Raw genomic sequence first — 12,701 nt, forward strand, 5'->3', positions numbered from 1 at the left:
TACTACGTAACGATGCGTAGTGAGGCGAAGTTATAGGCGATGTCACCCACAAGGTTCCTTATTTGGCAAAATTTGTGGTTAATCGGGCAAAAAGAATTATCTGTCATAAAGGTTTAATGAAATCAATCAAAATGCCCCGTACTCTTTCTGAGGGCTCGTTAGCTTAAGAATACTTTTGTCCCCTGTTTAATAATCCTATGTCGTCACAGCCATCTGTTCAGACGGGCCAACCATCGCAGCAACCATCCAAGCCACGTAGTAAGGGTAAAGCGATCGCAAGACTAATTTTGCTTGCACTTTTAGCGATGGGCACATGGGTGACCCTGTTCACCACCGGGGTGGTTACCTTGGGTGGGGTTCCCTACTCGATATTGATAAAAGTGTGGCGAACTCCAGCCACCCGCGCTGCTCTGTTGCGCAGAGATTCGTACGCATTACATGACCTCATGGATAACATGGGCATTGAAGCCGAAATCAAGAGGTACTACAGCAAGCGTATTAAAGACCCGGTGGAGTTAGACCAGCATATTCATCAAATCCTCTACGACCGGACCCGTTACGTGGGTGAGAACTATGTGGTGGTGAGAGGCAAGCTCATACCGAAAAGCTATGACATGGTTGAAGAATTGTATGAATGTCCCGAATGTTAGATTCCAGGGTTAGATTCAGGGATAATTATGCAGCAATCCATATCAAGGTGACTTAATCTGAGGAAAATCCTGGAGGATTAGCCGAAAATTACCTTTTTATAAAAGTTTCATAAATTCACCTACGGGTACTTAGTGCTTTTTCGAACGACTCGCTAGGTTAAGTACATTCCACATTACTTTCCTGTTTCCCGTCATGTACTCACTTCGGTCTGTCCAGGCTCGCCAAAAGTCCAATAAAACCATGGGCAAGGTGATTGTTGCGGGAGCCGTCGGTACGCTCATGGCTGTCGGTACATGGGTTGTGTTATTTACAACCGGGGTGGTGACCTTAGGTGGTGTTCCTTACACCATCCTCCTGAAAGTGTGGCAAAATCCGGCGGCACGCTCTGCACTCTTAGGTGGCGAGGAAACCGAACTCCATAATTTAATGGGTAGTTTGGGCATTGAATACGACATCAAAGAGTACTATCGCGATCGCATCCAGGACCCCGTTAAATTAGATCAGCATATTCACCAGATCCTCTTTGACCGCACAGGCTATGTTGGGGAAAACTACACCGTTAGGGGCCGCACCCTGGTCCTAAAAGATCCTAGCAAGCTTGAAGAGTTACGGAATTGCCCTAATTGTTAGTTAGTGAATTGGTTAGCTGGTTAATCTAAGATTTTATCGTCGCAGTAGTTTGGCCTTCAATTGATCAAACAGCAGTTTTGCTTCAGGTATCCCTAGAAGCATAGCGGCAGCAGCAAATATCCCTAAACTGACTGCTCCAGCTACACATAAGACCACTAAATTTACGAGAAAACCTTCAGTACCCAGCCAGGTTTCTAAACCCAAGCGACTTAACCAGGCAGCAGCCCCTGACACACCACTGCTGAGCAGCAGCAAACCTAAGGGCTGAGCCCACTCAAGCCAGGGCAGCCCGTTGATTTTGCGAGATAGCAGTATCAACAGTGCCACCATGGATACTAAGTTGACGCCTACGGTGGCTAACACCAAGCCGGGGGCTCCGTATCGGCTAATTAAAATAAAGTCCAGTAGAGCATTCAGCCCAATGTTGAACAGACTGATGCGAAAGGGTGTATCGCCATCGCCGAGGGCATAGAACACCCGCACCAAAACATCTCGCCCCAGATAGACAAACATGCCGACACCGTAGGCAATGAGTACTGATGTGACCAATTGGGACGCGTTTTTATCAAAAGCCCCCCGCTCATACACCACCCGCACCATGGGTAAGGCTAAGGTGATGAACAGGGCACTTAAGGGCAGCATGGTCAATGCTGTCAGCAATAATCCCTGACGGATGCGTTGTTTTAGTTCATCCCAGTGAATGGGGTCCGCTAACCGGGCAAAAATCGGTAAAAAGGGCACCAAAATAACATTGGAAATAATCCCTAGGGGAGTTTGCACCAGGAGATTGGCGTAGTCTAGCGCCGCAATGGTACCGGGTAAAGCCGCCGCAAAAAACAGATCCACCTGTACATTGATCTGCATCATGCCCGATGAAAAGGTAGCTGGTCCCAGGACATTGAGCACATCTTTAACGGCTGGATCCTGGGTATTAAATCGCAGCCGCAGTCGGCCCAGGCCCTGTTTCCAGAGCACCGGTACCTGGACTAACCACTGGAGCACTGCGCCGACCAGCGTGCCGATGGCCAGGGCCGCACCGCCCACGAGGGCATAGCCAGGTTCCGAAATTTTGTCCCCCAGGGTGAACAAAACAACCCCTAAAGAGACAATCACGGCACTGCTAGAAAACAGGGGACTAATGGACGGTAGCCAATAGTGATCAGCCGCATTCAGGGTGCCAAAACCAATGCCGATGAGTCCGGCAAACATGGCCATGGGGGCCATAATGCGGAGCTGCAAAATGGCAATATCTCGGGTGATGGCACCCGCCTCTACGTTTTCGCTCAGCCGATTCCCCAATATGCCAATAATGGATGGGGCAAAGATAACAATGGCCAGGGTGACAAACAACAGGCCGATCCCGACTAAGGTTGTAATGGTTTCTACCAGCGGAGCGATTTCACTCTTTTTACGATTAGCGACGCCTCGCACAATAGCGCTGTGGAAGGGGCCATTAATGCCCCCCAACAACACCAATAAAAAACCAGGGATAGCGTAGGCTAGACCATAGGCATCGGCCACGGGTCCGACAGCAAATGTGGCAGCAATGGCCTGGGTTCTGACTAAGCCAAAGACTTTGCTAATTAATGTTGCGATCGCAACAATGCCGGCAATACCAGCTAAAGAACGTTTTGTCACTGGACCCTCAACATTGAATACTCAACTATGGCGTGTTGTGGAGCCAAGTACAAATTGATCAGTGACAATGGCTGACCCAATTTTATGACGACTACGTTTCAAGCCCTGTATAAAAGATAATTAAATCTGTACTAAAGAACAAAACTGTAGTGAAGACAAAAACCACCCTGCCCTTCTGCCAGTTTGCATTCCAAGAATTTCACAGGAATTAGAGATTAACAAGTTTTGCACCACAGTTCAATACGTAATTTTACGGGGGCTGACCGTTGAACAGCAGAAATTCGATAGAGGCTCTGGGGGCCTAAATTTTCGAAAAAGCGACCTGGGCGGTCTTTAGGGTGGTTTACCCCCCTACACTGAATTCATCTATTATTTGTTGTTGAACCTTATTTCTGATGAGTCCCATCCAGGTCCATACCTTTCCCCCCCTATTAGAAGGCAGGCTAATCAAGCGCTATAAGCGGTTTATGGCCGATATTGAACTGGCGTCAGGAGACATTGTTACGGCCCATTGCCCCAACACAGGCCCGATGACGGGGGTTTGTCACGTCAATGGTCGGGTCATGGTGTCCCAGAGTGATAATCCCAAACGCAAGCTTGCTTACACCTGGGAGCTAGCGGAGGTCAATGACAATGGGCCTGTTTGGGCGGGCGTGAATACGGCGTTACCGAATCGTGTGATTCAAACGGCCCTTAACGAACGCATTTTTGACCAACTGGGTGCTTACGACACGGTTAAGCGGGAAGTCCCCTACGGCACCAAAAGTCGAATTGATTTTTTACTCACCACTGACGACCGACCGATATACATCGAAGTCAAAAACTCCACCTGGGCTCAGGGGCAGCTTTGCCTGTTTCCCGACACAGTGACTACCCGAGGGCAAAAACACCTACGAGAACTCACCGCACTATTGCCGGAATCCCGAGCCGTGATGCTGTACTTCATCAACCGAGGCGACTGTGATCAGTTTGCCCCTGGTGATAGTGCAGACCCTGACTATGGTCAGTTGTTGAGGGATGCGATCGCAGCAGGTGTGGAGGTATTACCATGCCGATTTGATATTTCTCCAACCGGTATCGACTACATCGGATTGGCTGAACTAGTGCTATAGCGCAAAACATTTCAAAACATTTAAATATGCCGCAAATGGAATGCATATGAACTTTTTTAGAGATTGTGCGTAGATGTTATGTGCTTTTTGATACGAATTTTCCGTGGCAATGGCTACCTTTTTGCAAAGAAATTGATTCTTATCTTTTGGCAAACTTTTCCCCACAGAATCCACAAGTTTTCCACAGGTAGGCGGGGGTTTTCCACAAGTTTTCCACAGGTTAGAACGAAAGATAAACCTGTAGCTCCAGTTCTGGGGATAGCAACGTGAATCTAACAATTATGAGAAAGAGTCGATTTAAGACAAAGTAATGTTAAGAAAAAAGCTGAAAACCCTATTGACTTCGTTCTTTTAAAAATAGTGATTGTGAGATGCTCAATCATATTGACGTTGACAATGCCTCTCGCCATTAGCAAAATTATTTGACCACCACCGGGTTATCACGGTCCCAACGACATGCGATTTTGACGTTCACAGTGTTTTCAATGGGATTGATGATTTCTTGCTGCCCTCCTGCAGTTACATTCCGTGCATTCTCAGGACGGACGTGCTGCAACTATTGAGGTTTTCCCATCCATGAAAATTACTGTTAGTATCCTGGCGGAGATTCCTGAAGAACTCCATGAATCCTTAAAGGGCTATTTGGAGAATCATCCTGCATGGGATCAAGATCGGGTATTTTCGGCAGCGCTGTCGTTATTCCTTCTGCAAAACGGTGACAGCGATCGTCGAACGTCCAAAGTTTATCTAGATACTCTGTTCAATTACGCTGCCTAAGAAGGGGTATTTGGGTGAATGGGGCCTACTGATTTAAGAGAGTTGTCTAACTCCAACGATTAACAAACAATAGAGCTATTTTCCTTTGTCAGTGAGGTGTTTTATCGCATTTACCTTCCTGATAAAGGGAAATAGGTTGATCGATGTCAACAACTCGAATTCAGAGGTATTAGACGATCTAGCTGCACTCTTCTGGAATGATAATTCTCGGAGTAGAAGGCTCTTCAGCCCTTATGGCCTAAGAGTTTTGGGTATATTAGTATCATGCAATAGTTTTTAGCTCTATCCATGGCTGAGCCCTCTGCCTACCCCAGTTCGCGTCCTTTGACTAGCCAATCTGCCCAAGAATTACAACAGGTTTTTCAGCAGATTACTCACCACAGTTGTCCCCATCACTACAACTTTCATATGCATACCCATTGCTCCGATGGGAAGCTTAGTCCTGGTGAGCTGATGGAGCAAGCTATTAGTCTTCAACTTAAGGGATTTTCCATTACGGACCACCATACGATTCAAGGCTATAAACAAGCCTGTCAATGGTTGGAAAATTGGCGTTGGAAGCACCCGTCAACTTGGTCGGCCAGTCATCAGGCAAAACTACCCAGGCTTTGGTGTGGTGTTGAAATTACATCTAGCTTGCTGGATGTGGATGTCCATATTCTGGGCTATGCGTTTAATCCAGAACATGCAGCCTTCAAGCATTATTTGCAAGGGGGATCTCCCAGCGGGAATGACCGGGATGCCGCAGTCGTCATCCGGGCAATTCAAGCGGCTGGAGGGGTTGCTGTTTTGGCCCATCCAGTGCGATACCGCCGCCCCCCTGAAGAGCTGATTCCAGCTGCCGCCGCCTTGGGCATTGATGGTGTGGAAACGTATTATGCCTACGACCACCCGCCTGAATGGCGACCGACACCCAAAAAAACAGAACGTGTGCAAGGGCTGGCAGATACCTATGATCTGCTTAGTACCTGTGGCACGGATAGTCATGGGATGACACTGACGCGTCGAGTTTAAGCATCGCGGTTCTATTATTCCGTTGCCCCAGGACTCTGCTCGTTACTATCTGGTGGTTCGTTAGGACTATTATCTGGTGCGGTAGAATCTGGTTCGCTGTTTCGTACGATTTCTAAGAGTTCTTCGGCACTTTTGCAAGCCTCAGCGTCGTAGTTGACGATGAGCTCAAAGGGATAGCGAGTGGCTTGTTCCGTAGCCGGAAATTCGCTATTCATCAGGGTGTCTATGGCTACCTGGTTAAGGTAGTCGTAGCCTGTGCTACGTAAGACTTTCGGATTGCTGGGGGTGCCGTCTGGAGCTACTAAAATACCCACTTCGCCATTGGTGGGAGGATTTTGAGCACACAGGTTAAAACTGGCATCAAGGTTTAGTTCTCCGATTTCTGCGGTTTCCACAGCTCCATCCATAGCGCTGTCAGTTTGCGCTTCCCATGCTTCGTAATTGTCTGCTATTTCTTCTGGAGTGGTGCTTTCAGCATCATAATTAAACTTCGCCTGTAGCCGCTCCAGTTGTGTGGGCTCGTCTGTGGCTTCTGGATTAGCCGCTACCTCTGTATTCTCGGTATCCTCAGATGTTGCTTCCTGGTCAGACTGTTCAGGCAGCTCAGGCAGTCCTTCATTGGCTTCAGTTTGCTCCGCTGCGGCCTGTTCAGCTTGCTGTTGTTCCAGTTCGAGTTCTCTCGCTAACGTGTCCTGGTCTGTATCGATCTCGGGCACCACACTGGGCGGTGGTGCTGGAATGGTAATCGTCGTCGTTTTGCGATCGCGACTTTGACCCGATTGTGTAGGCGTATCTCGAATGGAAATATTGGGCCGTGGAATGTAGGGATTCTGGAAAGGGCGGTTGCGCCTCAGGGTATTGGGGGAGCTGAGGGATGGATTCGTTGTGCGATTGCTGCTGGAGCGATTAAAAATATTTGGCCGCGTAAAAATATTAGAACGGTTAAGGGAACTTGCATTGGGCAAGTTATTGATGGAAGGGCGCGAATTAATATCAGGAATGGCCGGTAGTCGTGAACGATTGAAATCAGGCAGTCGGCCCTGCTCCGCCGGAGATAGGGTTACCAGAGGGACAGTGCGAGGTGCATCTGCCACCTCTTCTTCACTAAAGGCGGCGAAGGATGCTGAGGAAAAACGAGGCATAGCCGCAAACAGCACACCATGGAAGCTCAGGGAGGCAATCGCAGCCACACCGTAGGGACTGGTGACGAGTTCCTTGAGTTTACGCAGAGTGGTTTTGACCAAAGCTGGGCGCTGGGGAGATAGCTCAGGAGAGTTAGACATGGCACGTTGAGAGCACTATTCCCAAGTGCAATGGGGCACTTGGCTAATCAGTAAGAAAAAGTCAGGAATCTAATAGATCTGCACTGGGTCTGAATACTGGGATCAGCATAGACAATTTAGGGAAAAAGTGTGGCATGGGTGGCCAGTTGCGATCGCTCTTATGGTGTTTGCACGCCGCCTGAAGGTTTATCCTGCGTTTCCCCAGCATCAGCCACGTTGGTGGCACTAGACTGCTGATCTAGAGAAGGCGCAGGTGCTGCAGAGGGGGGCAGGGTATCCGTCACCAAACGTCCGGTACGTTTACCGCCAGATAAGCGTCTCAGGAGTTGGGGCGTCGGATCGTGCATTAGGTAGGTAACCGTATCTCCTGGTTGCCAGGTCCCTTGCCCTAAAACCACATCTAGCTTGCCATTGCGCTGCACGGTAATAGGCAGCAAATCACCACTGGTAATCAATTTGTTCAGTTGCTCGCGCTGTTTTTCAAAATCCTCATTTTGCAGTTGGGTGGTTTTTAATTCAGCGGCGTCATCTTTTAAATATGTATTCCAGGTTTTGATGGCAAGAGGTGTCGGCCTAACCTTACTCCCTTTGCCATTGGCTTTTGGTTCCGTTTCCTTGTCGCTGCGGGGCAATACCGCCAAAACACGGGGGGGCTGAAATTCTTCAGCGGCTCTTTCGGCCACCACCGAATTCACTTCTCCATTGGTCGTTAGGGCTAAAAAGGTACCAATGGAACTGAGCCCTGCTTCATCCAGCAGTTCGGCGTCCAAAGCACTGCTCAAATAAACCCGGAGGCCATCTTGTTTAGCCAGCTCGCACGCCTCTTCATCGGTATCAAACATGACGACTGATTCCCCCTGCTGGTTAAATAATCGCCCGACCAAACGACCCACAGGGTTACACCCTACGATCACCACACCAGTGGCATCGGCTTGGGTAATGCCTAGAAATTTTGCCACACTACGGGCCGTCAGTCCTTGGATAAAGACAGTCATGATGATGGTCAGAAATACCAAGGCTTTAATGGAATCACCACCGTTGATGCCCCGATCGGTGAGCAAAATTGCAAACAAGGAAGCAACTGAGGCCGATACGATGCCGCGGGGGGCAATCCAACTGAGGAAAATCTTTTGCCGCCAGTTGAGATCACTATTGAGGGTACAGGCATAAATATTGAGGGGGCGTACCAACAGCATCAGTGCCAAAACTGTGAATACTGAGCCCACACCTAAAGCAAACACACTGTCAATGGACAGGTCTGCGGCCAGCAAAATAAATAAAACCGAAACAGAAAAGACGGTTAGCTGGCCCTTAAATCTGCGTAATAGCCGTTCATCTGGCACCGATAACGCCCGTAAGACTAGACCAGCGGTGACGGCGGCCATTAATCCAGATTCGCTGCGCACTTCTTGGGCCAGTCCAAACAGACCCCATACGCTAGCCAGCACCACCAGGTTACGCAATTCTTCTGACAAAAAATCGGCGCGTTTGAGAAACTGCCCTAGCAAAGCACCGCCCACACCGCCAATGACAGCACCAATACTGAGCCGCTGGGCCAATCCACCCACAATGAACCCCACATCGGTGTCACCGTTGAGCAAAATATCAAGGACGACGACGGCTAAAATGGCCCCCACCGGATCAATCAGTACGCCCTCGCCTTCTAAGATAGTGGCAACTTTTTTCTCCACCTGCACCTGACGTAGCAAAGGGGTGATTACCGTTGGCCCCGTAACCACCACCAGCGAACCATACAAAAAAGCCAGGGGCCAGGGGAATTCACCAAACCAGTGGGCTGCCATGCCACCCCCCAGCAAGGTAATAAACGTACCGATGGTAATTAAATTACGTAGACTGCCAGATACCTGGCCCAGTTCTTTGAGTTCTAAATTGAGGCCACCCTCAAATAAAATCAGCGCAACACACAGAGAGACAATAACTTCTAACCCTGACCCCAGCACCTTAGGGTCAATGATCTGCAATGTGTCAGGCCCTAAAAGCACCCCGAAACTGAGTAGAAAAATAATGCTCGGTAACCGCAAATATTCAGCGACAACCTGGGCTGTGATACCAGCTAGGACCGCTAATACAATTTGCAGAGTGATATCAAACGGGGTTGCCATTGGCTAGATTTAAAAGGGGGGCCTCATGGATGGGGCCTAAATAATAAAATGTCACTATGGGTAGGCTGATGGAGTAACGGTGATAGCTTGTATCAGCCCAGAAAAGCATTCAAATCCTTAATCTAACATCTAACGTGTGAGGGAAACGGTCAGAATATAGCTGACCTCCCAGTGTATAAGCGTTACTGGCCAAAAAAAAGGGTGGACCAAGGCCACCCAAATCACAGGAGTTATAAGGAGATACGACAATCCGACCGCCGGTAACATACCAAGGTCGAATGCCATGTTGGGTAGCAACTTTTAGCATACGAAAACTGTAGACAATCTACGGGAATTCGTTGCTAAAAATTGCTACCCACGCATATATCTTAATGGGAGTTTTTTGAAAACGGTAAGTTTATGGAGAAAGCTGTAAGATTTTTTTTTCAATAGATAGTATTGATCGTAAATAAAATTACAACCTGTATCAACTCTAAAATCGATCTTAACAATCAGTCGCATTCCTGAAAGTAGTGGCTATTTTGGGAATAGGAAGAATGTAGTCGACCGCTGCAATGCCTAAGGTTCTTGAGCTGGTTAGAATGAAGCTCACAAGGCTTGGCTTAGGTGCCACAAGGCTTGGCTTAGGTGCCACAAGGCTTGGCTTAGGTGCCACAAGGCTTGGCTTAGGTGCATTTATAGACAAAGGTCTCGCATTAACTCCAGTTCTTAACGCCCCTTCTTTTCACACTAGTGTTGCGCTATCGCCAGTTTTTTAAGGATCGAGCCCTGCGCTCCCAAAAGCTAGTTCAAAAGATAGATTTGAGCGAGGTCTACCCCTGCCCGACCTGCCGTCATCGAGGCACGATTAAGGAGATCACTCTGACTGAAGCGTTTGGTTGCGATCGCTGTCAGCAAATCTATGTGATTCGAGATGGTGGCTTCGGTCTAGAACAGCTATCAGGAGCCCATCCATATCGTCGCCTATGGCGTTGGACAGGTCATCAATGGAAGCAATATAGCCAGTTACCTGCATCTAGTTGGCTAGGGTTGCTGGTAATCATAGCTATATTGCTGGCTATCTCAGGATTTTGGCTGCTCCTGTCCACATCATTTAGGATTTTGGCTGTATTACTAGCCGGTTTAGCGGGCGGCGCTATTTTGACATCACGCCGTTGATGGTAGCCGGTTGCCTGAGCGGCGCTATTTTGACATCGCGCCGTTGATGGTAGCGGTTGCCTAAGCTAACTCAATAAAGCCGCCTGTACATCTTCTTGCTTGGGTATTTTGACCTTGGTGGCCAGCCCCAACTTAGAGAGCAGTTGAATCGTCATCCAGGTGACATCAATTTCCCACCACTTAAGGCCATGGCGAGCTGAGAACTGGAAAGCATGATGGTTATTGTGCCAGCCTTCTCCGTAGGTGACGACAGCCACCCACCAGCAGTTGGTGGAGTAGTCGTTGGATTCGAAGGTTTTATAGCCAAACTTGTGGGTGGCGCTGTTGACAAACCAGGTGCAGTGGTAAACCGCAACGAGACGTACAAAAATGCCCCACAGGACAAAAGACCAACCACCGATGACATACAGCAGCAAACCCAAAGCAACCTGCATTAGCAAAAAGTAATTTTCGCAGAACAGATAGAACGGATCCCTAGCAATATCTTTAGTCAGCCGGGGAACGTCACCATCAGCGGGCACTTCATAGAAAATCCAGCCCATGTGGCTCCACCAGAAGCCCTTGGTAGAGCTATGGTGGTCAACCGGCTGGTCAGAATGGGCATGGTGATGCCGATGCAGGCCAATCCACTCAATGGGACCATGCTGACAAGCTAGACTGCCGCAGAAGACAAAAAAATACTCCAGCCACTTAGGTACCGTAAAACTACGGTGGGCCACCAGACGATGCCACCCTAAGGTAATTCCTAAACAACCTGTCACCCAATGTAAAAAGAGCGCTACCGCTATAGCGCTCCAACTAAAGTTTGAAGGTAAGAATGCCAATAGGGCAATGCTGTGTACAGCGACCATAAAGATCGCTGTAGGCCAATTAATAGGAGGTTTTGGAACGTTTGCAACAGTCATGTAAAAATCTCAGCGTTAACGTAGGGGCCAACTTGCGTCACAATTAGAGCCCGCGTCATTAGCCCAGGAAAGCGAGTGAATAGCCTGAAGACACTGCAGCCGACAGAACAAGCACTATTTTCGATTTTTTATGCAATTGACTCCCAGGTCAAGAAAAATGTTGCTCGAATCTTGGCAGCGTTTCGACAACATAAGGTGGGAACGCACCATTTTTCAGGGGTTTCAGGGTATGGTCATGATGATTTGGGACGGCAAACTCTAGATCAAGTGTTTGCTACTGTGGTTGAAGCGGAAGCCGCAGCTGTCAGGGTGCAGTTTGTCTCCGGAACCCATGCCATTACCTGTGCCCTTTTTGGGGTGCTGCGACCTGGTGATGAACTCCTGGCGGTTACTGGCGCTCCCTATGACACCTTGGAAGAAGTCATCGGTGTGCGAGGCAATGGCCAGGGGTCACTCAAGGATTTTGGTATTAGCTACCGGCAGATGCCCCTCACCTCTGAGGGAGGTATTGATTGGTCTGGTTTGGCCACAGCGATTCGTCCCAATACCAAAATGGTGTTGATTCAGCGGTCGTGCGGCTATAGCTGGCGCAGCAGCCTGACTGTCGACGAAATTGGTCAAATTGTCCGGGCGGTCAAAGCCCAAAACCCTGACACCGTTTGTTTGGTCGATAACTGCTATGGCGAGTTTGTAGAGACCCGTGAACCCACGGCAGTGGGGGCAGATCTGATGGCGGGTTCGCTGATCAAAAACCCCGGCGGTACAATTGTGACCACAGGGGGATATGTAGCTGGACGCGCTGACCTGGTGGAAGCCGCCACCTGTCGGCTCACTTCGCCAGGCATTGGTAGCTCTGGTGGGTCTACGCTGAATCAAAATCGATTGCTTTTCCAGGGGCTTTTTCTAGCACCGCAAATGGTGGGTGAGGCCTTAAAGGGCAATTACCTATTGGCCCATACATTTAGTCAGCTAGGCTATGCCGTGAATCCAGCGGTCGATGCGCCTCAGCGGGATGTGATTCAAGCGATACGTTTGGAAGACCCCGATAAACTGGTGGCTTTTTGCAGAGCAATTCAGCAGCATTCCCCCGTGGAAGCCTATGTGGAGCCGGTACCTGCTGGCATGCCGGGATATGACAGTCAGTTAGTGATGGCCGGTGGTACCTTCATTGATGGCAGTACTTCGGAGCTTTCAGCCGATGGACCTTTGCGCGAACCCTATGTGGTTTATTGCCAGGGAGGCACCCATTGGACCCATGTTGCGATCGCCGCCGAAGCCGCCGCCGCCGCCATCGGTTCTGCCACTTAACCTGCCAATTCAATTGTTACAATAGCTACACATAGTTACCCATCAGTACTCACCAGCGCCCCCATGATTACCGTTGCACTACCGAAGGGCTCATTGCTCAAA

Annotated in this window: 11 protein-coding genes; 7 read left to right on the forward strand and 4 right to left on the reverse strand. The window is 49.1% G+C overall.

Annotated elements, in window-relative coordinates:
• Positions 1-197: 197 nt before the first annotated feature.
• Together DXZ20_RS06455 and DXZ20_RS06460 are read left to right on the forward strand one after the other, a co-directional pair.
• The gene (locus DXZ20_RS06455; protein ID WP_163662924.1) at positions 198-650 is read left to right on the forward strand and encodes a hypothetical protein; all 453 of its coding nucleotides are present in this window, start codon (positions 198-200) and stop codon (positions 648-650) included.
• A 193-nt stretch (positions 651-843) separates the two neighbouring features.
• A complete protein-coding gene (locus tag DXZ20_RS06460; RefSeq protein WP_163662921.1) occupies positions 844-1,281 on the forward strand; it encodes a hypothetical protein in 438 nt (145 codons plus the stop codon).
• 33 nt (positions 1,282-1,314) lie between these two features.
• Here DXZ20_RS06460 and murJ read toward each other — a convergent pair whose 3' ends face one another.
• Positions 1,315-2,919 (reverse strand): murein biosynthesis integral membrane protein MurJ, encoded by a 1,605-nt coding sequence (murJ, locus tag DXZ20_RS06465; RefSeq protein ID WP_163662918.1) that lies wholly within the window; start codon positions 2,917-2,919, stop codon positions 1,315-1,317.
• 395 nt (positions 2,920-3,314) lie between these two features.
• On the opposite strand from murJ, the gene sfsA reads away from it, so the two are divergent.
• The 3 genes from sfsA to DXZ20_RS06480 all read left to right on the forward strand — a co-directional run bounded on the left by sfsA (position 3,315) and on the right by DXZ20_RS06480 (position 5,822).
• Positions 3,315-4,031: a DNA/RNA nuclease SfsA gene (gene sfsA / locus DXZ20_RS06470; protein ID WP_163697137.1), complete on the forward strand. Its 717-nt coding sequence runs from the start codon at positions 3,315-3,317 to the stop codon at positions 4,029-4,031.
• Positions 4,032-4,607: 576 nt separating this feature from the next.
• A complete protein-coding gene (locus DXZ20_RS06475) occupies positions 4,608-4,808 on the forward strand; it encodes a DUF2811 domain-containing protein (RefSeq protein ID WP_006516492.1) in 201 nt (66 codons plus the stop codon).
• A 288-nt stretch (positions 4,809-5,096) separates the two neighbouring features.
• Complete coding sequence (locus DXZ20_RS06480; protein WP_163697139.1) at positions 5,097-5,822, forward strand: PHP domain-containing protein; 726 nt, start codon at positions 5,097-5,099, stop codon at positions 5,820-5,822.
• A 14-nt stretch (positions 5,823-5,836) separates the two neighbouring features.
• Here the strand turns inward: DXZ20_RS06480 and DXZ20_RS06485 are convergent, their stop codons facing one another.
• Both DXZ20_RS06485 and DXZ20_RS06490 read right to left on the reverse strand, forming a co-directional pair.
• Positions 5,837-7,105, reverse strand: coding sequence for an energy transducer TonB (locus DXZ20_RS06485; protein WP_163697141.1), 1,269 nt, complete (start codon positions 7,103-7,105; stop codon positions 5,837-5,839).
• Between the two features lie 158 nt (positions 7,106-7,263).
• Positions 7,264-9,228: a cation:proton antiporter gene (locus DXZ20_RS06490; protein WP_163662907.1), complete on the reverse strand. Its 1,965-nt coding sequence runs from the start codon at positions 9,226-9,228 to the stop codon at positions 7,264-7,266.
• 732 nt (positions 9,229-9,960) lie between these two features.
• Here DXZ20_RS06490 and DXZ20_RS06495 point away from each other — a divergent pair.
• Positions 9,961-10,386 (forward strand): hypothetical protein, encoded by a 426-nt coding sequence (locus DXZ20_RS06495; RefSeq protein ID WP_163662905.1) that lies wholly within the window; start codon positions 9,961-9,963, stop codon positions 10,384-10,386.
• Between the two features lie 65 nt (positions 10,387-10,451).
• On the opposite strand, the gene DXZ20_RS06500 is transcribed toward DXZ20_RS06495, so the two are convergent.
• Positions 10,452-11,291, reverse strand: coding sequence for an acyl-CoA desaturase (locus tag DXZ20_RS06500; protein ID WP_163662902.1), 840 nt, complete (start codon positions 11,289-11,291; stop codon positions 10,452-10,454).
• Positions 11,292-11,366: 75 nt separating this feature from the next.
• Between DXZ20_RS06500 and DXZ20_RS06505 the strand changes: the two genes are divergently transcribed.
• Positions 11,367-12,599, forward strand: a complete 1,233-nt coding sequence (locus DXZ20_RS06505) for a methionine gamma-lyase family protein (RefSeq protein ID WP_163697142.1) — start codon at positions 11,367-11,369, stop codon at positions 12,597-12,599.
• Positions 12,600-12,701 lie beyond the last annotated feature (102 nt).

This window comes from Adonisia turfae CCMR0081, assembly GCF_011009555.1.
Lineage (GTDB): Bacteria > Cyanobacteriota > Cyanobacteriia > Phormidesmidales > Phormidesmidaceae > Leptothoe > Leptothoe turfae.

Bases quoted from the DNA above. Each gene is read 5' to 3' on its own strand.
- DXZ20_RS06455 (WP_163662924.1), top strand. From the start codon at position 198: ATGTCGTCACAGCCATCTGTTCAGACGGGCCAACCATCGCAGCAACCA.
- DXZ20_RS06460 (WP_163662921.1), top strand. From the start codon at position 844: ATGTACTCACTTCGGTCTGTCCAGGCTCGCCAAAAGTCCAATAAAACC.
- sfsA (WP_163697137.1), top strand. From the start codon at position 3,315: ATGAGTCCCATCCAGGTCCATACCTTTCCCCCCCTATTAGAAGGCAGG.
- DXZ20_RS06475 (WP_006516492.1), top strand. From the start codon at position 4,608: ATGAAAATTACTGTTAGTATCCTGGCGGAGATTCCTGAAGAACTCCAT.
- DXZ20_RS06480 (WP_163697139.1), top strand. From the start codon at position 5,097: ATGGCTGAGCCCTCTGCCTACCCCAGTTCGCGTCCTTTGACTAGCCAA.
- DXZ20_RS06485 (WP_163697141.1), bottom strand. From the start codon at position 7,105: ATGTCTAACTCTCCTGAGCTATCTCCCCAGCGCCCAGCTTTGGTCAAA.
- DXZ20_RS06490 (WP_163662907.1), bottom strand. From the start codon at position 9,228: ATGGCAACCCCGTTTGATATCACTCTGCAAATTGTATTAGCGGTCCTA.
- DXZ20_RS06500 (WP_163662902.1), bottom strand. From the start codon at position 11,291: ATGACTGTTGCAAACGTTCCAAAACCTCCTATTAATTGGCCTACAGCG.